Here is a 23,324-nt window from a genome sequence, read left to right on the forward strand (position 1 = left end):
TTTATTTCTTTTTTGCAATGATAAATAAAGGATGATAGGTGAGAGGTACCTGATTATTTTCACTAAAGTGATTGTAGGAAACATTAAAAGCTGCTAATCTTTTTTTGTTCCACACTTCTTTGGTTTGTTGCATACCGTTCACCCCGGTTTTTTTGATGTGTTTTAGAACATCAGTAGCCGAATTAAACCATAAATCTTTAGTCCATTCCCATGATTTTATGACCTCAAAATTATTATCTTCTAAAAGAGTTATCCAATGGTTCAAATCATGATAAAGTAAGCCACTTCCCGTTATCTTTTTTATTTGCTGATAGTTTTTCTTACCAAATGTGCTAAATGCAAAAAGACCATCCATAGATAAAGAATGATTGATTTTTTTGATCAATCCGTTAAGATTTTCCATCCATTGAAAAGCAGAAGAAGATACGACTAAATCATTATTTTCAGGAAACATGATTTTTTCTGCATCACCTTCTAAAAAAGATAATTGAGGGTAATCATCAAGTAAATGATAAGTACAATTTTTATGTAGATCATTTACCGTGTTTTTGTGAGCGATGTGTTTTTCTAGTTGTTCTGTTAAGAATCCACATCCACACCCTATTTCAAAACTATTTTCAAAATGCTGGTTAACTAAAAGAATTTCCTGATATAATTCTTCACAAATCATTTTTTGAACAGCAGCTTCTTGTTGGTAATTACCTGCATTTTTCCCAAACCGTTGCTGTACTTTTACTTTATCTAAAGGAATCATAAGTCAATACTTGTTGGTTGGAAACTGGTTAAAAATTCTTTTCGATGAAAAGGGAAATGTCCGGTATCTATCACTTCGATAGTACTATTTTCCCAAGCTCTTAATTGATTTTTAACAGGGAAAATCCTATCGTTTTTACTGACAAAAACGGAATGAAAAATGCTGTTGTCTTTAAAGGGTTCTATAGAACCTAAAAAGGATAACTCTACTTTAAGATTATCTATAGTCCTATCAGATTGTGATAAAAATTCTTGAGCTTCATTTCTTTGATCAAAGATTCTAAACACAAACTTTTTCCAATTAATTTCTGATAATCCATTTAGAGTACCATTGAAAATTGCTGGAGGTATCCCTAATTCTGCATCAACCGGTGAGAGCGTACCATTTATACCTATTCTATCGCCATTAATTGTATTTTGATCTAAAAAATGCGCAGCTACTAAAACACCAAAAGACCAAGCAATACAATGTACTTTTTCATAATGAAGTACTTCTTGATTTATCTTCTCAAAATCTAAATGAGAATAATGATAGATCATGAGAACATCTTCATCAGGAGAAAATGGATAATTTTTGAAATATGAAGCTGTTTGCCCCCAACCACTAAAGAATAAAACCAATTGGGTATTATTCCCTTTATTAAGCCATTGATATTTCATGATTTGTGTGTTTTAATTGATGAGTAACTTCCTTACAAAGCTGCAGGATCTGACTTTTTGAATGCATACTCGTTAACGATATCCTTAGCCTACTCTTATTTTTAGGTACTGTTGGATAGCGAATAGGGCTACAAACAAGTTGATGATCTTCTAAATGATTGGAAAGTTGAATTGTGGATTCATTGCTTCCCACATGAATGGGTTGTATGTAACTATCAGATACCACTTGATGACCAAATCCTTGCATCAATTGATTATAGTAATTGATATTTTCTTGGAGTTTATCCCTGCTCGAATACATATCAGGAAGTTTATCCCATACAAAATTCATCCAAGCTGCATTTATTGTAGGCAAAGCAGTAGTGAAAATAAATGATCTGCATTTATTTATAAGATAGTGTTTAACCACCTGACTACTAACTACAAATGCACCAACGCCACCTAAAGCTTTACCACAAGGTAAAACCAAAATATCAACCTCATTGAGTAAACCAGAAGAAGCTACGCATCCTAAACCATTGTTGCCATAAGCCCCAACACTATGTGCTTCATCAATAATTAAGTAGCTATCAAATTGATTTTTAATATCTGCTAATTTTGATAACTCAGCAAAATCTCCATCCATAGAAAATAATGACTCAGAAATGATGTAGACTTGTCTAAAGTCTTTTCTTTTCTTATTTAAAATATCGGTTAGATGCTGATAATCTTTATGACGAAATCGTTCAAAATGTGCAGAGGATAGACGTATTCCATCTACAATACTAGCATGATTAAGTTTGTCGGAAAGTATCAAATCACCTTTCTGAGGTAAACAACTAAGGATACCTGTGTTGGCATGCCAACCACTATTCATGTATAAGCAGCCTCCTTTTTGATAAGAGGAGGCTACTTTTTCTTCTAGTGTATTAAAAATCTGATGATTTCCTTCGAGCAATCTAGAAGAAGCACTTCCAAAATTGATACTCGTTTGATTGTCTATTTCATTTAAAAACTCTTTTTTGAAACTTTCATTTGAAGCGATACCTAAGTAATCGTTAGAAATAAAAGAAGTCATGTTCTGTTGATCCCTAATAATTTTAGCATCATCAAAACGGTTAGAGTCTTTTAAAGATCTGAACTGATGCTCATCTTGAAGAATAGACAATTCTTTATCAAGATGTTGCATATTATATAGTTGGTGTTGCTTCTATTTCCTCTTTAAATGAGGCTCTTGGAGTTAAACCTAGTAGGTTAAACATCTGTTTGTCTGCGTCTTCTTCTGGGTTTGGAGTGGTTAATAACTCATCACCAGCAAAGATAGAATTGGCTCCAGCCATAAAGCATAATGCTTGTGCTTCTGTAGACATTTCGGTTCTACCTGCAGATAATCTAACCATAGCTTTAGGCATTAATATTCTCGCCGTGGCAATCATACGAATCATTTCCCATGTTGAAACCATTTTGTTTCCTTCCATCGGAGTACCTTCAACAGGAACAAGAGCGTTTACAGGTACTGATTCTGGATGAGTAGGTAATGTAGATAGTGTATACAGCATCGCTATTCTATCATTATCTTTTTCTCCTAACCCAATAATACCACCAGAACATACTGAGATTTTGGCTTTTTGAACATTAGCAATAGTTTCTAAACGGTCATCAAATGTTCTTGTCGTGATTACCTTATCATAGTATTCTCTACTTGTATCAAGGTTATGATTGTAGGCATATAATCCTGCTTTTTTTAATTGATCTGCTTGATTTTCATCTAACATACCAAGAGTAGCACAGACTTCCATTCCCATATCATTGATTTCTGATACCATGCCTAATACATTATCGAAATCTTTGTTGCTTCTTGCTTCTCTCCAAGCAGCTCCCATACAAAAACGAGTAGAGCCATTGTCTTTGGCTTGTTTTGCTTTTTCGATAACCTCGTCTTTTTGCATTAATTTATGAGGCTTGACATGAGTGCTGTATCGTGCAGATTGTGAACAATAACTACAGTCTTCTTTACAACCACCTGTTTTAACTGAAAGGAGAGTACAAACTTGAACTTCACCTGTTTTTTGAAATTCTTTATGGATAACTGATGCTTTGTACATCAACTCCATTAGTGGCATATTGTAAATTTCTGCCACTTCTTCTTTTGTCCAATTGTTGCGTATTTCAGTCTGCATAATAGTATTTTTTTGATTTATGAAAAAGACACAATGATCCCATTCGATAAGGGATATCGTTTAAAATAATTCGAGAAAATTGGGGGATTGGAAATCTAGTTAGCTTAGAAAGATTGAAAATCGTTGAGCAAAGAGTGTCTTTAAATAAATCAAATACTAGTGTAAAATCACTACTGCCAACTTCATCTAAGCTATGGATTGCTACCATTGTAGTTAAGAGGTCAAAGTCTTCGTTACTTTCTTTATCATCATCATCTTGATCAAATAGATAATTAACAACAGAAGTTTCGACTCTTAATACCGGAGCATTTTGGTGCATGTTCACATTAAGCACAGCAATTTTGATTTCACTTTTCAGTGAATTAAATATTGCAAAGCCCTTACGTGACCATCGTTTAAAAATTGCCATAGGTAAAATTTAATAATTATTCCAATGGCAAAGTAAACATACTTTTTTGACAAGAAAAGTGTTTTTAATCATCTTTTATAGATGAGTAAGCAGTAGTAGGGGGTATTTTTCTTAAGACTTGATAAGGGTTATCTATGGGAATACTAGTTGATAGTTCTGTTTTGTTTCGACGTAAAATGATGTCCAATTAGAAAAATAGACATGCCAAACATTAAGAACATAAAAACATATTCAAATAAATTATTCATAAGGCTAGTGTCTTCAAAGTCAATGAAGAAAAGGTTGCCTAGACCGACAATTAGGGTTAAAATAACAAGAAACCACCTGTATGCATTCATAAGGTTAATAGTTTAATTAATAGAATTATATAGTTAATTTAAGTCTATACAAACAATTTAATTAGAACTATAGGTAGTTTCAAAAGATGGTTGTTAATGAATTTATATTCGCAAAAATGTGAAGTTTTATTAAGAATAATTATTTAAAAAGTATGCTATTCTCCTTCATCTAATTCATAAGTGTTACCTCCAAATAATCCTTTTGGTAAAACCTTTTTCATGAAGGATTGATCTCCTTCTTCAATACTTTTTACTTCCTCTTTTGCATCTTTAAATGCATCTTGCCAAGCAGGGCCAAAGCCCATCATGTTACTGTTTAATTTATCGATAGCGAGTTGAAAGGCATGATATGTCATCATTTCTTGACGGCCAGGTTTGTTCATTAATGCTTTATTAGTGACTCGGAGGTTCTCATTTTCTCTTTTTAAGCGTTCAATTTCACCTTTTTTATTATTTATAGCTTCAGCATCAATCTCCATTTTATCATGCAAATGAGATTTTAAACGTTTAATTTCTTTTTTTTGACTTCCTAATTTTACCCATGATTTGATTTGGATAAATAAAGCAACCCCTAGACCAGCTAGTAAGCCAAAAAATAAAGATTGTAAATCAAAAGTATCAAACATAATATTTTCTTTTTGATTAATTTACGATAATTACACCACAGTGTAAATATAACGTAAGAATTATTTTAAAAGTTTGATAATTAGAAAGCTTCACCAATTCTAAAATATATCCCCCAATCATCTCTTCCTACAGCGGCATCTAATCCTACGTTCATATGATTTTTAGGAAACACATTGTAGCGGTATCCTACACCAGCTCCAGGAAGTAAAATCCCATTTTGAGAAGATTCGTTGGCTCCAGAAACAGTAGCAAGTCCACCAAAGAAATTGATGGCCATTTTTTTATGAAAGTTCCAACGGTATTCTGCTTGAAGGTTATACATTGCATTACCTCTATATTTAGCTTGTGTATATCCACGTATGTCAGATTCACCAACAATAAATTGCTGATTAAAAGTTAAGTCTCCAACACCGAAACCAATATATGCTCTAGTAGCAAGAACATCTCGACCCTCTTTAAAAGGGAAGAATTTATTAAAATCTAAAGTGATTTTAGTATTTGTCTGTTCATTTCCGAGAAACTTTGGGTTGAAATCGATATTTACGTTTCCAATCTGTCCTTTTGTAGGATAATAAACATCATCTCTATGATCATAAGAAACAACAAAGCCTAAAGTATTTAATTGAGCCACAAAGGTAGTGTCACTTCCAGAATCGAATTTATTCTCAAAGTCTGTATACATATAATTCACCCCTAAATAAAGGTGATTAATGACTTTTCTTTGTATCTCTCCGATGATAAAATTAACTCCTGTCTTATATTTAATAAAGCCATTAATTGGCATGCCTACAAAAGTTTGATAATTAAAATTACCTGTACCAGCAGCAACGGTTACCCTATATTTATCTTCGTTGAAGTAGAATTTTGAAAAACCTAAAGTAAACCAAGATTCGTTGGTAGTATACATACCTAAAACTCCTGAAACAGAAGAAGGTGATATAGTATCTTTTTCACTTAGATTATACATGCCCATAGGTAATGCTCCCATTGAAAGTCCTAAAGTTCTATCATAATTGATATAAGGGATAGGCATGAATTGAAATTTTTTATCACTACGTTCTCCAGCAGATCCACCAGTATCAAAAGATTGTGAAAATAGAGAAGTAGAAGAAATAATAATGAGTAGTAAAAAGGAAAGATATTTATTCATAAAAAATCAGATTGAATGTAATGTATATCGAAGGTACAAAAATTGTATTGAAGAGAGAATTGAATGAATGAAATATTAATGATAAAAAAAACCTCTACACAAGGTATAGAGGTTTGATCATTGGTTTTTAGTTTTATATAAGTTGTTAAAGATCAAAATATGAAGCCAATGCCAAATTCTAGCAAATTGTCTTCTTTAGCGGCATAGGGGCCAGTTGCACGATTATTTCTAAACTGATAATCGACTTTTAATGCAATTTCTTCCCTAGGTTTAAAGTTTACACCAATTGTAATAATGTCTGAATTGAAGTGTACCATATTGGCATTTGATTCAGCTATTAAATTCTTGTTGTAATTTTTATGAGTATCTATGTACTCGTATCTTACGAAGAAGGGTACTTTAACCTCATGTGGGTCAATAATAAAGCTCTTCTTACGTAGGAATTTTCGGTTTTGAAACAGTGATAAAAGATCAAAGCTACCTTCTACCAAATAACCGATATTTTGATTGGCCATGACTTCTCCAATTCCACCGTTAGCTTGTGCTGTCATATCAAAAATATCTTTTGTATTAGACATGTAGCCAGTGGTGGCAAGCGCCATAAATTCCCAATTTTTCTTTGTGTATTTTGCATATGCAGAATACAGTTGGACTACTGCATCTGCTCTTCGTGTACCATTATCAGAAATTATTTCTTGATTATTTCCGGCTTGACCTATGTAGGCAGATCCACTAAAAGTCCAGTCTTTTAATCCTACAAAATTTATTTGGGGATTGACCGAATAAGTAGTGAATGCATTGCTATCAAACCTTGGTTCTCTTCCTGAACGAATAAAAGTACCACTACGGAAAGCACTTCCATCTAAACCTTGTGCAAATCCTAAAGTATAATTTACACTAGGAGAAATGATCCCATAGAAACTAACTCCCATACCCATCCAAGTTGATGGAATAATGATACGCTCTACATCTGATCTATTGACAGAACCAAACATGACAGGTTCATCATTGTTATTGATATAGCCCAAGCTTAAAGGATATAAGCCAGTCCTAACATTAAAAGATTTATGGATAGAAAAATCCATAAATGCTTCAAGTATTAACTCAAAATGATCGTTACCATTGGGGTCTTGAAGGTATTCTACCATGACCTCTGAATTCCAGATAATTTTATCTGTAAATCTGTATCCAAAGAAGGTTGAAAATCTATATAGGTTGTTGTAAGACAGTTCAATGTCGTCTTCCATGCCAACTGGTATATCGTTTCTATTTACCATAGAAATCTCTCCAAAACCAGATACACTCCATGGCTTTTCTGAAAAGAAAACTTTAGAAGCGGCCTTTGCAAGACCAGGCTGTTGTTTAAATTTTGTTTCGTGTTTTTCTTCTTCCTCAATAGATTCTTGAGCAATGATTTCATTACTTAGAAAAAATGGAAAGACAAGAAAAATGAATAAATATGTTTTTTTCATTAATTCTACGTTTGTGCATTAAGAAATTGATTCTCTTAAATAAATGCGTACAGAAATTCTGTCGCTAAATATTAGCACATACGTCGAGGAGGGGGAGGAACAATACTTTTTATGGGTGTCGGATAATTTCGACCTAAGTAGAAATGCTGTTGGTCTGTTTTTGTTTTTAGCTCGATTACGTCATCAATTACTTGTGGTATTGATGGGTATACTAAACATACAATTGGAGAAAAGCTTTTTTGTTCGTTGTGAGAAAATGGGTTGTCTTCAAAGTCATCGAAGTTATCCTCAAAAATAATTCGTGCAAAAAATTCAACAAAACTTTCAATTTTGTCTTCTTGCTCAATAAGATATTGTGGATTGTAATTCGCTTGAGAGACAAGTACAGCATCAATATCCACACTATAATTCAATGTGTGGAGAGCAACCCACACAGTAAAGAGTGAGTGAGCTATTTTTTGATATGATAACTGTATTCTCAAAAGTATAAAAAGGTATAGTAGATTACTAATTGCAAAGAAAAGGATTTCCCTTAGATACTTTGGTAATAAAAAATGTGAAAAATGTTTTTAGATCTTAATAGTAGAATATTATCAGGTATTTAACTACATAGGATATTACACTGTATTGATTTAAGAATTATAAAAGTCGTTGAAACATATAGAATGTATAGGTTATGTTTTTTGTATTCTAATCAATGTATGATCAATGAATTTATAATTATATATTTACAACATCATTGATTACCTAAATTTATTACATATGTCAAGTAGTTATCAGAATGATTTAATTGAACTTCAAAAAGAAATAAATCGTCTGGAAAAAAAATCTAATTCATTATCATTTTTAAGATTGATTCTTGTAATAGTGACAATCATACTGTCTGTTATCACCTATAACTTTCTTCCAAATTTCCTTTGGGTAACTATTCTTTTCTTTATATCAGTTTTTGTGGTGGTGGTAAGAATTCATCATAAAGTGATTGATAATCTACAAGAATGGAAAACGAAATACTTGTTGACAGAAAATGAGGAAAAAACGCTTAGGGGTGAAGTCAATATGTATGATAATGGGGAAGAGTTTATTTCAGCCAACCATCATTTTGCTAATGACCTAGATATTTTTGGAGAATATAGTCTGTATCATTTTATCAATAGAGCAAGAACAAGTATGGGGCGTTCTAAGCTTGCTTCCTATTTTAATGAAATATCAGATATCAATTATAAAGAAATAAAAGAAAGAAGAAGTGCTATTCAAGAGTTAAGTGAAAATAAAAAATTCTCTTCTCAATTTCAGTATCTTCTTTATGGAAATGATAAAGATCAGGGGTTTAAACATATTGAAAGTAAAAGCCTTGAAAATTTTTACTTGAATAAAGAAAAACTATATCTAGTCTACTCTTATTTAGTTCCTTTTGGATGGTTAGCTGTGCTTTATGGTTTGTTTTCATCTCAAGAATGGGTAGGTCAACTAAGTGTGGTTCTTATTGTGGCTAATTTTGTAGTGATGAATAAGGTAGGTAAAGGAGTATCTGCATTTATGCATCTGTTAAACAATAGTGCAATTACCTTAGAGAAATTATCTAAAGTAACGTCTTTAATCGGTGAGGAACATTTTACATCAGAATTATTAAAGAGAGAAGTCTTGAAAATTGGTGATGGAAAAGCTTTTACCAAGCCAATTAAAGAGTTGTCAACGATGATACAACAGTTGGATATTAGAAAGAATATGGCAGGGTTAATTGTTCTATATGCTATTTTTCCATTTGATATACGACTAGTTAAAAAGATCAGAAAGTGGTTTCAAGAAAACCCACAACTTTTCAATAATCTATATGATGTAATAGGACAATTAGAAGCGTTAAATAGTTTAGCGATTCTTCAAAAGAATTATCCTGAATGGGTGGAAGCCAATTATACCGATAATAAAGAAGTGGTTGTTGATGGAGAAAACATTGGACACCCACTTATCTTTAAAGGATTAAGTGGTAGTGAAGACGGTGGAGTTGTAAATTCTTATGTTTTATCTAAAAACAACAGGGTAAGTATTATTACAGGATCTAATATGTCTGGAAAAAGTACTTTTTTGAGAGTATTAGGCATTAATTTGGTTTTAGCTTATGCAGGTAGTGTTGTTTGTGCAACAAAATTTGAAGTAGGAAATCCTGTTAAACTGATTACCTCTATGAGGATATCGGATAATTTGAGATTAAGTGAATCTACTTTTAAAGCAGAATTAGAAAGAATTAAATTGATTGTTGAAGCTATAAATTCTAATAAGAGATACTTATTTCTGGTTGATGAGATGCTGAGAGGAACAAACTCTGTTGATAAATTAAAAGGGTCATTTGCTTTGTTAGAAAAGCTAAAAGAAAATCAAGAAGCATTTATTTTAGTCGCTACACATGATCTTCAGTTATCAGAATTTGAAAATTCTAATCAGGAAATAGCAAATAATTACCATTTTGATTTTGATTATCATCAAGGAGGGTTTGAATTTGATTACAAACTGAAAGATGGAGTATGTAAAAAGTTTAATGCATCCTTGTTAATGAAGGAGTTAGGTTTAAATACTTAATCAACTTTAAAATAAGAAAAGGCTGTTGATTTACTTCAAAAGAGAATCAACAGCCTTTTTATTATAATTTGATTATGCTTTTGTAATTAGAGCAACAGCATGAACAGCCATCCCTTCTTCTCTACCTACAAAGCCCATTTTCTCTGATGTAGTCGCTTTTAGTGATATATCTTCAACATCTACATTCATGACTTTTGCTAAGCATTCTTTCATATTTGGAATATGAGGATTGATTTTTGGCCTTTCAGCAACAATAGTACAGTCAACATTTCCTAATTCCCATCCTGCATCACGTACTATTTTCATGACGTCTGCCAATAGAATTTTACTATCAATGCCTTTGTATTGAGGATCTGTGTCAGCAAAGTGATAGCCAATGTCTCGCATGTTTGCTGCGCCTAAAATAGCATCACAAATAGCATGAATTAGAACATCAGCATCGGAATGACCAATCAGGCCATGAGTATGATCAAATTGAATTCCGCCTAACCATAATTCTTCTCCTTCACCTTGTCGGTGTACATCGTAACCTTGTCCTACTCTTATTTTCATATTATTTATTTTTCTACAAATATAGATATGCAAATGAAATATGTTGAATAAAAATGGATTTTAGAAAGATAAACCAAAGGCAAAATAAACACCGAAGTTATTTGAGGTAGGGGTATGGTATGTAGTTCTCCAAATGGTGTAAACCCTTAAGAATTTAAAGATATTTTCTACTCCAGTACCAACTTCTACATAAGGAAGGCTTGGATCAAGTGCTTTTGCTTCTCGGTTAGGGTCATATTGTTCTCCTTCCAGTAATTGAGGTCTAGCAGCTTGATTAGCATTTTTATTACTCAAATCACCATACATGATGTTACAGATTCCGACCATTCTCCATCCCAGCTTTTTGATTAATGGAATTCTATTGAGAACGTTACCATCAAAACGATGAATCATTTGAAGAGAGGTCCATTTATCGCCTACAAATTCACCAAGATCCATTAAGTTAAAAGCGTATCTATTATATAATAAAGGTACGTTATTACCAAAAGGCATGGCTAAAAATGGGAAAGGTGCCTCAGTAAAAATTAAACCTCCTTGTAATACATATGTTGAGGTGCCAAACTTACCTATTTGTGCTTTTTGATCTAAACCTACACGAACTTGTTGATAGGAATAGTTACTTCCAAGAACATTAGGGATGCCAGCAGTGTAATCTAATGAGATTCTAGGGCGATTATCTTGAGCAACTAATTTTCTATAGTTAGCTCTGTTAGTGACATATCTGTGGCCTAAGCCATAAGTCATCTTAACATAAACTTCGGTACCTACTAAGCGATCATAAGTAGGTTCGTTGTTTTCAAAATCACCATCTTGTTTGTAAGGAAATAAAGGATCTAATATCCTGTGAGAGATTTTTGTTAAGACATTAAATCCTCTCGTAATATCTTTTTCGTACCAAACTGCAGCATTCTTTTCCATGTAAGGATAGCGCATGTCACCCCATCTTAAGGCTGCAAGAAATAATGGTCTACTATTAAAATTTGCTTGGTTTACACTTACCCTTCTAAGATCATTATAATAGGAAGCCCCAATTAAAGACCAATGTTTTCTATTAATAATGTATCTAGCTTGACCGCCGTATTTCCATTCTTTGTCTTTTGTGCCATAAGCGGCAAATCCATTAAAAGACCATTTTTTAGAGAATTGGTTATTGGTTTGAAAACCTAATTGAAAACGATGTTCCTCAACACTATTATTGGCATACAAAAATGGGATAGGGCCGAGTTCTATAGGGCCAAACCTTTTATGTCCACTAGTTACCATATCACCAACGGATGCAATTAATTTCACTCTCGGTGTTGCTTCAGCAGAGTCGATCATACTAAAAACTTGCTGTTCTTTATCAGTAAGTTGTGTAGGTCTTTGCTCTGTCCAAAATTTTTCATCATTTACATCAATTAGTGCATCACTATCCATTTGCACAGGTTGATCGTAAAAATTTCGGGGTTTAGGCTGGTCAATAATAAAGTTATTATTGTGAATTTTGATATTCAATTTCACCTTCGCCCATTTGTCAGCAATTTTACCAATACTAATTATGAAGTCTTGTTTTTTCGGTAACCAACCTGTTTTACCATCACTTTTTTGTATTGGAGTATAGACCTGATTTAAATGTACTGAATCAACAAAGTTGATATTAGCTTCTTTATTTAATTTCGCATCCCATTTAATTAAAGCAAAATGATTGGCAGAATCAGCAATATACATTGTACCCGTAAAAGCGAGATCTTCCTCCCTTCTTGGTTCAAAGTCTATTTTATGACAGTCAATGCCATCTATATTTACTTTTTTGGGTTGAAGAGTATAGTCATAATAATTTCGCCATTCAGATGTTATCGGTGAAATAAATTGTTTGGCTAAGAAATTAAAAGAGTTTTGATAGATATTAAAATCAATAAATGATGAACCGACCATTTGAGAAATCATTTCACTATCATCAGGTCCAACACTTCTAATTCTTGATTTTTCGATTACTTCTGTCTTTGCATCAGGATTTTTTATATAATATATTTTTGATATTACCTCTGAGCTAAAAATAGGGATCACAGGTTGTCCGTTAGCATCAAGGATAGGTTCAAAATTTTCAAAAGAGTCAAGAATGTCTGAGACCACTTTTTTATTTTTAAAGTTCTCATTTACATTTCCTACCCAAATATCAGATTTAGTATAACTGTCATATTCATAAGACTTTAAATCTCTGATATTGTTGTCATTTTTATTTTTTTGAATACTTCGAAGTATAGCCCAAGCTGGATTTTCCCATTTCTTGGATTTGATCACAACTTCATCAAGTTGAGTAGAACTTTCTTTCAGTTTTAGAATCAGTTTCTTATTAAAGTTTGCTTTGGTGAGTTTTTTAGTAGTGTGTTCATAACCAGTGAATTTAGCTACAATAGTTTTACCATTATAATCGTCTATTGTAATCGAAAAATACCCATTGTTACTAGTTAAAGTACCGGTTGTAGTCCCTTCAATATATACACTTGCAAAAGGTACAGGAAGATCGCTTCCTTGCTCAATCACCTGACCTTTAATGGTGATTTGTGCAAATGTTGAAGCAGAAAATAAAGATAAACAAGTCAAAAAAAATGGTATGAGTTGCTTCTTAAAGATGTGACTCATTAATGTATAAAAAGTGAAATAATGAATGATTGGAACAAATTATGAAAAAAATGTGTTTTTAACTAATATTTACATTTATGTATCTTGTTTTAATATGATAAACATATTTTTTATGCCAATTAATTGCAATTTGATTGAAAATACTCCCATATCCTTAACAAAATCTTACTCATTTGACTAACTTGCAGGCTAATAATTTTTTTACGCCAAGTACCAACTATGCTAGCACTTGTTTTCTATCTTCCGTTTCTTTTAGTTTTTGCCATTTTAGGTATTTATGTAGAGCGAAAAGTTTCTGCTTGGATGCAGGATAGAATAGGGCCTGTAAATGTAGGACCTAAAGGTTTATTACAAACAACAGCCGATATTCTGAAGCTTTTAGTAAAAGAAGATATTATTCCAAAAGCAGTCGATAAACCAATATTTAAAGTGGCTCCAATAGTCATCTTTATGCCTGTATTTGCTGGGTTTGCTGTATTGCCATTTACCAATGATATATATGGTTCTCAGTCTATGGTTGGTGTTTTTTACATTCTAGCGATTTTATCATTAGAAGTATTGGGTATTATTGCAGCTGGTTGGAGTTCAAATAATAAATATGCTTTATTTGGTGCCATGAGATCAGCTTCTCAAATGGTATCTTATGAAGTACCTATGGGATTGTCTGTATTATGTGTTGTCATGACGGCTCAGTCGTTAAATACTGAAATTATTTCGCTACAGCAAGGCGTATTTTCTCCTGATACCAATTATCTTTTTGGATTGAAAGCTCTAGGTATTGATATAACAGGAATGGGTGGGTTACTTAATTGGAATATTATTAGAAACCCATTTTTATTGATAGCTTTTGTGATATTCTTTATTTCATCTCTAGCAGAGGCAAACAGAGCACCATTTGATTTACCTGAAGCAGAAACAGAATTAATCGCCGGGTATCACACAGAATACTCAGGAATGCGTTTTGCGTTTATGATGTTAGCTGAATATGGGGTAATGTTATTAGGAAGTGTCTTTGCTGTAGTTTTATTTCTAGGTTCTTGGAACACTCCATTTATTAATATAGGAAGTTTGCAATTGGCAGACTGGACTACAGGAACAATGGGAGAGATGTCAGGTTTTATTTGGGGATTTGTGTGGCTTATGAGTAAAGCTCTTCTATTAATATTTATACAAATGTGGATTAGATGGTCTTACCCTAGATTAAGAGTAGATCAATTGATGACTTTATGTTGGAAATACCTTACACCAATAGCTTTAGTATTAGTGTTCATTACAGGAGTTTGGAGACTGTTAATGATTTAGGATTTTAAGAGTAAAGTGATTTATTAGAAAAATAAATTCTGTTTGATTATTAATTACCTTATAAATCGAATAAAGATTTTAGAGCCATCCATAGCTCTTTTTTCTTGTCTGTGTCAAATAATAATTTAGATAAACTATCTGCAGCTACAGCTGGGCAATCATCGATTTCGGTAGGCACATATTTAGGTATTTTCTGATCTGATAATGGACTGTTATCACCATTAATGAAATACAACAAATGCTTAGGTGTTAATTTCTTGATTATTACATCAAGCTGATCTTTTTGTTCTAAAACATTGACAACAGCTACCTCTTGAAGGGATAATTGTAAAGCCCCTATAATTTTTAATAATAACTTAAATTCTTTACTCCTGTAGATATCCACACCACTATGTTCAATTAATATAGTAATATGACGTTTGTTTTCTCCGTAATATTCTGTGGGTAATACTTTTTTTATTGACTTCTTCATAGGTAGAACAACATCAGCTTTCTTATCGACTGAAGATTCTTCCTTTTTCTCAGAAACATCACCATTGATCTTAGCCAATTCCTCTTCAGGAATTTCTACATCCTCTAATTCTTCTGGGAATAGATACAAAGTATCGAACATTTGAGATAAAAAGCCTAATTCGTTTTCCATAGTTTCAAAGATAATTAAAACTGATAAATCCTGCTTAATAAATGAGAGATGTTCTTCTTATTATCAAAGAATATTTGATTTAATTTTAAACAAAATCAACAATATTTAATGTTTTAGTATATTTTTTTTTTGATATATAATATTTACAATTATTTTTGGTCTGAATTTTTTTAAAACCTAATCGAAAAAGATTATGACTTTTAGTTCTAAATATAAAAACTTAGGTAAACTCGCTATTGTATGCGGTTTAGCTACAACAATGTTTGCATGTGGTGGATCTGCAGATTCTTCTAAAAAAGAAGATGCAAAAGCAGCTATCGCAGCGAAAAAAGAAGCATCTGTAGATTTTAATATCATATTAAATAATGCTCCAGACCCTACTTCAATTCCAGTATTGTTGGAAAGAAGTGGTGCTGAATTTGACGCTTCACTATTAAACTCAAAAGAAAATGCAAAATCATATGTGTTGAAAGACGCATCTTCTGCATTAAACTTTGGTGTTTACATCTCTGATATTGCTTACTTATCAGCTTCAAATAAGCCACAAGAAGCAATTGATTACTTTACAACAGCAAAACAACTTTCTGATAAATTAGGCATCACTAACGCTATGGGTAAGGACCTTAGCGATAAATTAGAGACTGCTTTATCTGATAAAGACGCTATGTTGAAAGTGATTTCTGAGGCAGAAAGCAAAGTAAAAACATTTTTGAATACTAATTCTCAATATGATATTGCTGCTCTTATCGTAACAGGTACTACTTTGGAAGCATTGCACATCTCTTTAGGTTTAGTTCAAAATGCTCCTAAAGATCTTCCATCAAACGTTAGAAATGCAGTTCTAGTAGATTTAATGACAGCAGTAGCCAATCAAAGAAAATCTATTGATGCTATCGTTGAGATTTTAAAGCCATTAGAAGGAACTAACAATGATACTCAAAAGTATTATTCAGAGTTCGTGAAATTGCAAAAGCAGTTTGATGCATTGAAATTTGATGAAAAATTAAAAGAAAATAAAGGTGGTTATCAATTGAAAGCAGAGGATTTGAAAGAAATTACTGCTACAGTTGAAAAACTAAGAACAGCTACTGTAAAACTTTAATTACATAGATATTCATTTTCAAGGTCCTGTGTTTTGAACACAGGACTTTTTTTGTTTATTTAGAGTAGGTTTGAATAGATACTATTATTTATCCTTTTACATCTATTACAACAATTTAGTAAAGTGATCATATCACCTAGTGTATGATTATCAAATGATCTAACTTATGAACGAGAAAGTCTTAAAATCTCTAACAAAATTATTTGCGATCATGGCAAATGCAGATGGCTCTATTGATGAAGCCATTGAGATTTTGGAAGAATATCTAAAGTATACACTTCACGAAAGTAATATCAATAAATACATTGAAATTTTTGAACTACAAGCTCGTAAAAATGCCAGTGTAAATGATATTCGTGAAATTGCTAGTTATGCTGCAGCTGAATTAACGCTAAGACAGAGAATAGTTATCATTATTGAATTACTTGAATTGGCCTATTCGAATGATGTGTTTTCTGAAGAGGAACAAAAAATCATGAAGGTGATTTGTGAAGCTTATAATATTGAGTTTGAAAGACTGAATAGGATGCAGACTTTTTTAACTACAAATGATATTACAGAGCTTTCTCAAATTCATAATTGCTTAACGATTTCTAACGATGAAAAAGGGTATGGAGGTAAAAGACATTTAACTAATCAAAATGTAAAAACTCCTTTATCTGTTTTATATATGCCTTTGGCAAGAATGTACTTTGTGAAAACAACCAGTGAAGATACAATCTACATTCTTAATGGGGAAAAAATGATAATGAACCGTTGTTATCCTCTGGATGTTGGCGGGGTAATTAGAATAGGAGGAAAAGCGGGTAGTAATTTATACCATTCAGAAGTGTCTTCTGTTTTTGTAGGTATTCAAAATGTTGACCCTATTTCATTTGAAGCCAATAATTTAGATTATTTCTTTGGGAAAAAACAGGGACTTCATAATATCAATATAGCCGAAGAGGGAGGGAATATGGTAGCACTTATGGGTGCATCAGGTTCAGGTAAATCCACTTTATTAAATGTATTGAATGGAACTTACAAGCCTAAGAATGGTGAGGTATTAATCAATGGGATTAATATCCATAAAGAGCCAGAAAAGATTAAAGGTGTTATTGGTTATGTTCCACAAGATGACCTTCTAGTAGAAGAGTTGACAGTTTATGAGAACCTTTACTTTGCTGCGAAACTAAGTTTTGCTAAATCTACTCCAGAAGAAGTTGAAAAGACCATAATGAGAACTATAGAAAACTTAGGTTTATATAGTGTCAAGGATTTAAGAGTAGGTAATCCACTTGAAAAGACAATTAGTGGTGGACAAAGAAAAAGATTAAACATAGGCCTGGAGCTGCTGAGAGAACCTTCTGTTATGTTTGTTGATGAACCAACTTCAGGTTTGTCATCACAAGATTCTGAAAATGTAATAGACCTTCTTAGACAGCTTACCTATAGTGGTAAACTCATTTTTGTCGTGATACATCAGCCATCTTCTGATATCTACAAAATGTTTGATAAACTTGTAGTATTAGATGTAGGGGGGTATCCTGTGTATTATGGTAACCCAATTACTGCAGTTTCTTACTTTAAAGGGGAGGCCAATTATGCTGATACTCAAAGTGAATGTTTGAAATGCGGAAATGTAGATTCTGAACAAGTTTTTGAGATTTTAGAATCTAAAGTTCTTGATGAATACGGACGTAGAACAAGAAAACGTAAATGGCAACCTGAATATTGGTGGAATAAATTTAAAGATTCGATCAAGGTACCTTCTATCGATAGAATCAAAACGGCCCCTAAAAACGTTTTAGAGATTCCTTCTAAACTAAATCAGTTTAAGATTTTTGTTTTGAGGGATGTTAATACGAAATTAAACAATAAGCAATATATGATGGTGAATATGGTTCAAGCACCATTTTTAGCGTTAATGCTTTCTCTTATTGTTTATTTCTATCATTTTGATGAATTAATAATTAGGGCAGATTATGTTTTTAGAGAAAACATGAACATGCCTTCTTATATCTTCATGTCTGTTATTGTAGCTCTTTTCTTAGGGCTAATGATTAGTGCAGAAGAACTGATAAAAGATCGGAAAATAAGGAAAAGGGAAGTCTTCCTCTCGTTAAGTAACCAATCATACCTGTACTCCAAAGTGGCTATTCTCTCGGGAATGTCTGCCATTCAAGTTTTGGTATTTGTACTCATAGGCAACACAATTATGGGTATTAAAGGATTATATATAGAGTACTTCTTGATGTTATTTTCTACCGCATGTGTGGCTAATATGATAGGCTTAAACGTGTCAAGTGCATTTAAGAATGTGGTTACAGTCTATATATTGATTCCAATATTATTGATACCACAACTATTATTAGGAGGTGTGGTAGTACAATACGATAATATCAACCCAATATTTAAAAATAAACAAGGGAAGGTTCCTTTAGTGGGAGAATTAATGGCCTCAAGATGGGCTTTTGAAGGGTTGATGGTAGAACAATTTGCTGATAATGAATTTGAAAAACACTTCTTTGAAATTGATATGGAGATCTATCGTTCTGACTTTATGAGAACATATTATTTCCCTACATTATTAAGTAAGTTGGATGAAATGAAAGTTATTCTACATAATAAAAATGCAGACTTAACTGATGAAGAAAGAAGTAAAGCGATCTACCTATTTGACGAGAATTTCCTATTATTAAAAAATGAACTACATAATAAGGTAGATTGGGATGAATTAGACCAAACACCTAATATTTCTTTGGATAATATTTCTGCAGAGAATTTTAATCTAGAAATGTCTGATCAGATATATACAACAATTACTGATGCTAGGAAGCATTTTAATATGAGCTATATCTATTGGAAAAAGAAAAGAGAAGATAAGGTCTCAGAATTATTGGATAAATATGGTAAGGAGAAATACCTAAAGTATAAAGATAATTATACCAATACACGTATCACAGAATTTGTGACGAATTCAATGGCAGAGAAACGAATTGTAGAATATGGACATCATCTTATACAAAGAGTATATCCTGTTTTTAATTTGCCTCATGAAAGTAATTCAACATTTGATTTTCGGACACACTTTTTTGCTCCCAAAAAACTGTTTTTGGGGCAATATTTTAGCACATTTTGGTTTAATATATTAGTCCTATGGCTAATGTTTACATTCCTTTTTGTGGCATTATATTTTAAGTGGTTAGCTAAGTTTGTGTATTGGTTAGAAATGAAATTTGCTAACAAAGATACAATAAGAGCATAAAAATCACGTTACTGAATAAACATTCACAAATCAAAATTTGTTATTTTTGAAGATCAGAATTGTCTTTTTATAATAAAAAGTACACTTTGTGAATATCGTATGTAAATCAATTTAATTAACATGAAAAAACTGTTTTATACTTTACTAGTATCAGTATTATCTATTACTGCGTTACAAGCGCAGACTACTACAATTGGAGACGTAGAGCTTCAAAATGCTGTAAACATCGACGGAACATCTCTTCAACTTAATGGTGCAGGTATAAGATCAAAATACTTTTTATCATTATATGTTGGTTCATTGTATGTGCCATCAAAGATCACTGACGGAGAGAAAGCACTTGCTACAGATCAAAAAATGATTCAATTAGACATTATCTCAAGCTTAATTAGTAAGGAGAAAATGGAAGATACAATCAAAGAAGGTTTCAATAACTCTATGAATGGTAACATAGCACCACTTCAAAAAGAAATTGATAGCTTTATTGCTGTATTTAGTGAAGAAGTGGAAGTAGGAGATATTTTCCAATTCGTTACTAATGGATCAAAATTGAAAGCTTTAAAGAACGGAAAAGAATTAACTTCTGTAGATAATGCGGAGTTTAATAAAGTTCTTTTTGGAATTTGGTTAGGTGCTAAACCTGCTGATAAGAAATTAAAATCAAAAATGTTGGGCAATTAATCCTAGCAGTTTTATTGAATACGTTTTTTGTTGATTCTCAATAAAAAATAGAATACTAAAAGAGGCGATTTCAAAAATTTGAGATCGCCTCTTTTTTATTACACAATTACACTCTACACGATATTGAATTACATTGATTCAATAGATATTTTGTGGATATAATTATTAAGCTGAGTTGCTTTAGTAAAATGTTTTATTTTTTGATGTGAATAGGCAGTGCTGATTTGTTCATGATTGGATAATAGGTTCTTATTAAAACTATTATTAGGATCTAGAACCATAATTTTTTTGAAGTAATCAGAAAGTTGTACTTGAAATAACTTGAATGAGTACCACTCCAGATACCCAGACCATAAATAATCAAGGCTTGAACGATCAGAAATATAATAATCCAATTGATTAACTTCTTGAAGTTCTGTTACGGCAAGAATTACTTCTTTTAATTCTTCAAAATTGGTGTTGTCTTTCCAGTGACAAATTATAGCATTCATCTCTAAAGACCACTGAACATCAGCGGCATTATTTTTAAAAATAATCATGTTGAAAGTAAGGGTATAAATTATAGTTGGAACTTAATAAAATATGTTGCGATAATACATTAATATCAGATTCTAAAATTATACTTTAACGACTTGTTGTCTGCTTATGCAGAAGATATTGATATCATTTATACAGAATAGGTTAAGTGTTGTAAATCTAGATACACAATTGTCATGAACAGTTGTAAATCTTTCAACAAGATACCATAAAACTATGTTAATTAGCAACTTAGAGTGATATAATATGTGAAATTTAATTTTTTTGACAATCAAACGGAAAATCTGATACTTTAAAATGTACACCTCTATAAGAGTAATGCCACCACTCTGTACTCGTTGGCCCAAACCCATATTTAAGCATAGTGTTCGCTAATAATTTTCTATTTAATAGTACTTGTTTTGATAATTTCTGATAACTCGGCCAGGCCTCCTTCCCGAAATAATCATAATGTGTTCCCATGTCTAATTGTTTTCCTTTGATAGTACATAATGTAAGGTCAATAGCTAAGCCTTTATTATGCCATGATCCAACACGAGGGTCGGCCACATATCTTCTATCTGGATAGGCTTTCCACATCCTCCATTGTGTAGAAAGTGGGCGGTAGGCATCGAATATTTTAATTCTGTAACCTTGTTTAACAAGTTCTTGTTGTACCTTTACCAATTGTAAGGCCACACTTTTTCTTAATAATGCTTTCGGACAATCGTAAAGTATTGTTTTCGTGAAGTTATTTGTAGTTGCGTATCTTATATCAAGAATAAACATACTATCTAACTGAGAAAGATCAACAAATGCACTGTCAGGAAGAGTTTCAATACTTTTCCAGTAATTGCGTTGTTTTATATTTTGGGAGATCATTTGATTAATTTTGCGATCAATAGAATTATTAGATAATATAGTATCGCAGGAAGTAGTGATCAAATGAGTTGGTGGAGTTGTATCAATACAGGAAATCAACGAAAGTGTTAATAGAATAAATATTGGTAGTTTAATCATAAAAAAGGATTTGGAAATGAGTTTTCATAAAGGAGAGGAAATTTTTTTAGGGAAGCAACTTTTAGGAGAACTGTATGCTTGTTCCTCTGAGTTTTTAAATGATCCTGAAAAAATGAAGGCTATCATGGAAGAAGCAGCATTGTTTGCAAATGCCACCATAGTTCAGTCAGTATTTCATCATTTTTCTCCTCATGGAGTTTCTGGAGTAGTAGTCATCCAAGAAAGTCATTTTGCCGTTCATACTTGGCCCGAACATCATTTTGTTTCTGTCGACTTTTACACATGTGGTTCAACGGCTTTTCCAGAAAAAGCGATGAAGTATTTAGTAAAAAAACTAAATGCGGAAACTTTTGATATTCAGGAAGTAAATAGAGGGCATTTGTCAAAAATTAAAAAATTAACTCGCAGTACTTAAAGAAGTGTTCTCCTATCGTTAAACTTTTTATTTAATATGAAGTTTTCTTAATGGATGACTATACAGCATCAATAAAAATATTTATTACTTTTGCATAATTATTATCAGACCAAACTTACAAAAAAATGGAAGTTACAATAGATCAAAAATCTGGATATTGCTTTGGGGTTGAATTCGCTATTCAAATGGCTGAAGAGGAGATGGAAGAATCTGGAAAGCTATATTGCTTAGGTGATATTGTACATAATAGTATGGAAGTCAAAAGGCTGAGAGCTAAAGGACTTGTTGTAATAGATAAAGAGAATTTAAAAGATCTGCGTGATTGTAAAGTTTTAATTAGGGCCCATGGAGAGCCTCCAGAAACTTACAAAATTGCCATAGAAAATAATATAGAATTAATTGATGCTTCTTGTCCTGTAGTTTTAAAATTACAGAATAGAGTGAAAAATGCATACGATAAATCAGAGGATGTTAAAGGGCAGCTAGTGATATATGGTAAGCCCGGTCATGCCGAAGTAATTGGTTTAACTGGTCAAACTGGAGATGATTGTATTATTGTCTCATCCATTGATGATTTAGCGAATGTTGATTTTAATCGCCCTGTCACCTTATTTTCTCAAACGACTAAAAGTACCAAAGGATTTTACGAAATTAAGGCTGAGATTGAAAGAAGAATTGATGAGATCCAAGGAGAAGGTCAACATAAAGAAGCTTTTAATGCCAACGATAGTATTTGTCGACAAGTATCAAATCGTGAACCTCAAATGGTGAAATTTTCTGGGGAAAATGATGTGATCATTTTTGTAAGCGGTAAAAAGTCATCTAATGGTAAGGCATTATATAATGTATGCTTAAAACATAATCCAAGAAGTTATTTCGTAGAAAATGAAGATGAGATAGATCTTTCTTGGATAAAAGAAGGTGATAAAGTAGGCATTTCGGGAGCGACATCAACACCAATGTGGCTTATGGAGCAAGTGAAAGGGTATTTAGAGAGTAATACAAACGCTTTAGTATAGCCTTGATAATTAAAAATATAACTTTATAATAAATCCTTAAAATGTTAAATTTAAGGATTT

General features: G+C 32.2%; 21 protein-coding genes. 7 read left to right on the forward strand and 14 right to left on the reverse strand.

What is annotated here, in order from left to right; translation table 11 throughout:
* Position 1 precedes the first annotated feature (1 nt).
* The 9 genes from bioC to NH26_RS00845 form a co-directional block, all read right to left on the reverse strand.
* Complete coding sequence (gene bioC, locus NH26_RS00805) at positions 2-754, reverse strand: malonyl-ACP O-methyltransferase BioC (RefSeq protein ID WP_044224408.1); 753 nt, start codon at positions 752-754, stop codon at positions 2-4.
* Positions 751-1,413 (reverse strand): pimeloyl-ACP methyl esterase BioG family protein, encoded by a 663-nt coding sequence (locus NH26_RS00810; protein WP_044224405.1) that lies wholly within the window; start codon positions 1,411-1,413, stop codon positions 751-753. The genes bioC and NH26_RS00810 overlap by 4 nt, the downstream gene beginning before the upstream one ends.
* Complete coding sequence (locus NH26_RS00815; protein ID WP_044224402.1) at positions 1,394-2,581, reverse strand: aminotransferase class I/II-fold pyridoxal phosphate-dependent enzyme; 1,188 nt, start codon at positions 2,579-2,581, stop codon at positions 1,394-1,396. Before NH26_RS00815 ends, NH26_RS00810 begins: the two co-directional genes overlap by 20 nt.
* A 1-nt stretch (position 2,582) precedes the next feature.
* Positions 2,583-3,572, reverse strand: coding sequence for a biotin synthase BioB (bioB, locus tag NH26_RS00820; protein ID WP_044224399.1), 990 nt, complete (start codon positions 3,570-3,572; stop codon positions 2,583-2,585).
* Positions 3,562-3,981, reverse strand: coding sequence for a hypothetical protein (locus tag NH26_RS00825; RefSeq protein WP_044224397.1), 420 nt, complete (start codon positions 3,979-3,981; stop codon positions 3,562-3,564). Before NH26_RS00825 ends, bioB begins: the two co-directional genes overlap by 11 nt.
* A gap of 493 nt (positions 3,982-4,474) precedes the next feature.
* Positions 4,475-4,945: a hypothetical protein gene (locus tag NH26_RS00830; protein WP_044224392.1), complete on the reverse strand. Its 471-nt coding sequence runs from the start codon at positions 4,943-4,945 to the stop codon at positions 4,475-4,477.
* Positions 4,946-5,025: 80 nt separating this feature from the next.
* Positions 5,026-6,096: a BamA/TamA family outer membrane protein gene (locus NH26_RS00835; RefSeq protein ID WP_044224391.1), complete on the reverse strand. Its 1,071-nt coding sequence runs from the start codon at positions 6,094-6,096 to the stop codon at positions 5,026-5,028.
* A gap of 152 nt (positions 6,097-6,248) precedes the next feature.
* On the reverse strand, positions 6,249-7,568 hold the full coding sequence (locus NH26_RS00840; protein ID WP_044224388.1) for a hypothetical protein: 1,320 nt from the start codon (positions 7,566-7,568) through the stop codon (positions 6,249-6,251).
* A gap of 71 nt (positions 7,569-7,639) precedes the next feature.
* The gene (locus NH26_RS00845) at positions 7,640-8,002 is read right to left on the reverse strand and encodes a hypothetical protein (protein ID WP_158021856.1); all 363 of its coding nucleotides are present in this window, start codon (positions 8,000-8,002) and stop codon (positions 7,640-7,642) included.
* Between the two features lie 328 nt (positions 8,003-8,330).
* Between NH26_RS00845 and NH26_RS00850 the strand changes: the two genes are divergently transcribed.
* The gene (locus NH26_RS00850) at positions 8,331-10,145 is read left to right on the forward strand and encodes a MutS-related protein (RefSeq protein WP_044224383.1); all 1,815 of its coding nucleotides are present in this window, start codon (positions 8,331-8,333) and stop codon (positions 10,143-10,145) included.
* 72 nt (positions 10,146-10,217) lie between these two features.
* Here NH26_RS00850 and ispF read toward each other — a convergent pair whose 3' ends face one another.
* Both ispF and NH26_RS00860 read right to left on the reverse strand, forming a co-directional pair.
* Positions 10,218-10,697: a 2-C-methyl-D-erythritol 2,4-cyclodiphosphate synthase gene (gene ispF, locus NH26_RS00855; RefSeq protein WP_044224380.1), complete on the reverse strand. Its 480-nt coding sequence runs from the start codon at positions 10,695-10,697 to the stop codon at positions 10,218-10,220.
* 60 nt (positions 10,698-10,757) lie between these two features.
* Positions 10,758-13,280, reverse strand: coding sequence for a DUF5686 and carboxypeptidase-like regulatory domain-containing protein (locus NH26_RS00860; protein WP_158021857.1), 2,523 nt, complete (start codon positions 13,278-13,280; stop codon positions 10,758-10,760).
* Positions 13,281-13,538: 258 nt separating this feature from the next.
* On the opposite strand from NH26_RS00860, the gene nuoH reads away from it, so the two are divergent.
* Complete coding sequence (nuoH, locus tag NH26_RS00865; RefSeq protein WP_044224374.1) at positions 13,539-14,621, forward strand: NADH-quinone oxidoreductase subunit NuoH; 1,083 nt, start codon at positions 13,539-13,541, stop codon at positions 14,619-14,621.
* A 58-nt stretch (positions 14,622-14,679) separates the two neighbouring features.
* On the opposite strand, the gene NH26_RS00870 is transcribed toward nuoH, so the two are convergent.
* Complete coding sequence (locus NH26_RS00870; RefSeq protein WP_044224371.1) at positions 14,680-15,264, reverse strand: hypothetical protein; 585 nt, start codon at positions 15,262-15,264, stop codon at positions 14,680-14,682.
* 193 nt (positions 15,265-15,457) lie between these two features.
* On the opposite strand from NH26_RS00870, the gene NH26_RS00875 reads away from it, so the two are divergent.
* From NH26_RS00875 to NH26_RS00885, 3 genes are all read left to right on the forward strand, one after another.
* Entirely contained in the window at positions 15,458-16,366 is a 909-nt protein-coding gene (locus tag NH26_RS00875; RefSeq protein WP_044224368.1) for a hypothetical protein, read from the forward strand.
* Between the two features lie 166 nt (positions 16,367-16,532).
* The gene (locus NH26_RS00880; protein WP_044224365.1) at positions 16,533-19,613 is read left to right on the forward strand and encodes an ATP-binding cassette domain-containing protein; all 3,081 of its coding nucleotides are present in this window, start codon (positions 16,533-16,535) and stop codon (positions 19,611-19,613) included.
* 120 nt (positions 19,614-19,733) lie between these two features.
* Positions 19,734-20,294 carry a chalcone isomerase family protein gene (locus NH26_RS00885; protein WP_044224362.1) on the forward strand — a complete coding sequence of 187 codons (561 nt, stop codon included), beginning with the start codon at positions 19,734-19,736 and terminating at the stop codon, positions 20,292-20,294.
* Positions 20,295-20,422: 128 nt separating this feature from the next.
* Here the strand turns inward: NH26_RS00885 and NH26_RS00890 are convergent, their stop codons facing one another.
* Both NH26_RS00890 and NH26_RS00895 read right to left on the reverse strand, forming a co-directional pair.
* Complete coding sequence (locus tag NH26_RS00890; RefSeq protein WP_044224358.1) at positions 20,423-20,833, reverse strand: hypothetical protein; 411 nt, start codon at positions 20,831-20,833, stop codon at positions 20,423-20,425.
* A 253-nt stretch (positions 20,834-21,086) separates the two neighbouring features.
* Positions 21,087-21,830, reverse strand: coding sequence for a M15 family metallopeptidase (locus tag NH26_RS00895; RefSeq protein WP_052432060.1), 744 nt, complete (start codon positions 21,828-21,830; stop codon positions 21,087-21,089).
* A gap of 16 nt (positions 21,831-21,846) precedes the next feature.
* On the opposite strand from NH26_RS00895, the gene speD reads away from it, so the two are divergent.
* Both speD and NH26_RS00905 read left to right on the forward strand, forming a co-directional pair.
* Positions 21,847-22,245 carry an adenosylmethionine decarboxylase gene (speD, locus tag NH26_RS00900; protein WP_044224355.1) on the forward strand — a complete coding sequence of 133 codons (399 nt, stop codon included), beginning with the start codon at positions 21,847-21,849 and terminating at the stop codon, positions 22,243-22,245.
* 125 nt (positions 22,246-22,370) lie between these two features.
* The gene (locus NH26_RS00905) at positions 22,371-23,264 is read left to right on the forward strand and encodes a 4-hydroxy-3-methylbut-2-enyl diphosphate reductase (protein WP_044224353.1); all 894 of its coding nucleotides are present in this window, start codon (positions 22,371-22,373) and stop codon (positions 23,262-23,264) included.
* Positions 23,265-23,324 lie beyond the last annotated feature (60 nt).

The sequence above is a fragment of the Flammeovirga pacifica genome (assembly GCF_000807855.2).
GTDB lineage: Bacteria > Bacteroidota > Bacteroidia > Cytophagales > Flammeovirgaceae > Flammeovirga > Flammeovirga pacifica.

Coding starts and splice junctions, on each gene's coding strand:
- NH26_RS00825 (WP_044224397.1), bottom strand. CDS start 3,981: ATGGCAATTTTTAAACGATGGTCACGTAAGGGCTTTGCAATATTTAAT.
- bioB (WP_044224399.1), bottom strand. CDS start 3,572: ATGCAGACTGAAATACGCAACAATTGGACAAAAGAAGAAGTGGCAGAA.
- NH26_RS00835 (WP_044224391.1), bottom strand. CDS start 6,096: ATGAATAAATATCTTTCCTTTTTACTACTCATTATTATTTCTTCTACT.
- NH26_RS00840 (WP_044224388.1), bottom strand. CDS start 7,568: ATGAAAAAAACATATTTATTCATTTTTCTTGTCTTTCCATTTTTTCTA.
- NH26_RS00810 (WP_044224405.1), bottom strand. CDS start 1,413: ATGAAATATCAATGGCTTAATAAAGGGAATAATACCCAATTGGTTTTA.
- NH26_RS00885 (WP_044224362.1), top strand. CDS start 19,734: ATGAAAAAACTGTTTTATACTTTACTAGTATCAGTATTATCTATTACT.
- NH26_RS00875 (WP_044224368.1), top strand. CDS start 15,458: ATGACTTTTAGTTCTAAATATAAAAACTTAGGTAAACTCGCTATTGTA.
- bioC (WP_044224408.1), bottom strand. CDS start 754: ATGATTCCTTTAGATAAAGTAAAAGTACAGCAACGGTTTGGGAAAAAT.
- NH26_RS00850 (WP_044224383.1), top strand. CDS start 8,331: ATGTCAAGTAGTTATCAGAATGATTTAATTGAACTTCAAAAAGAAATA.
- NH26_RS00830 (WP_044224392.1), bottom strand. CDS start 4,945: ATGTTTGATACTTTTGATTTACAATCTTTATTTTTTGGCTTACTAGCT.
- NH26_RS00905 (WP_044224353.1), top strand. CDS start 22,371: ATGGAAGTTACAATAGATCAAAAATCTGGATATTGCTTTGGGGTTGAA.
- speD (WP_044224355.1), top strand. CDS start 21,847: ATGAGTTTTCATAAAGGAGAGGAAATTTTTTTAGGGAAGCAACTTTTA.
- NH26_RS00870 (WP_044224371.1), bottom strand. CDS start 15,264: ATGGAAAACGAATTAGGCTTTTTATCTCAAATGTTCGATACTTTGTAT.
- ispF (WP_044224380.1), bottom strand. CDS start 10,697: ATGAAAATAAGAGTAGGACAAGGTTACGATGTACACCGACAAGGTGAA.
- nuoH (WP_044224374.1), top strand. CDS start 13,539: ATGCTAGCACTTGTTTTCTATCTTCCGTTTCTTTTAGTTTTTGCCATT.
- NH26_RS00890 (WP_044224358.1), bottom strand. CDS start 20,833: ATGATTATTTTTAAAAATAATGCCGCTGATGTTCAGTGGTCTTTAGAG.
- NH26_RS00880 (WP_044224365.1), top strand. CDS start 16,533: ATGAACGAGAAAGTCTTAAAATCTCTAACAAAATTATTTGCGATCATG.
- NH26_RS00895 (WP_052432060.1), bottom strand. CDS start 21,830: ATGATTAAACTACCAATATTTATTCTATTAACACTTTCGTTGATTTCC.
- NH26_RS00815 (WP_044224402.1), bottom strand. CDS start 2,581: ATGCAACATCTTGATAAAGAATTGTCTATTCTTCAAGATGAGCATCAG.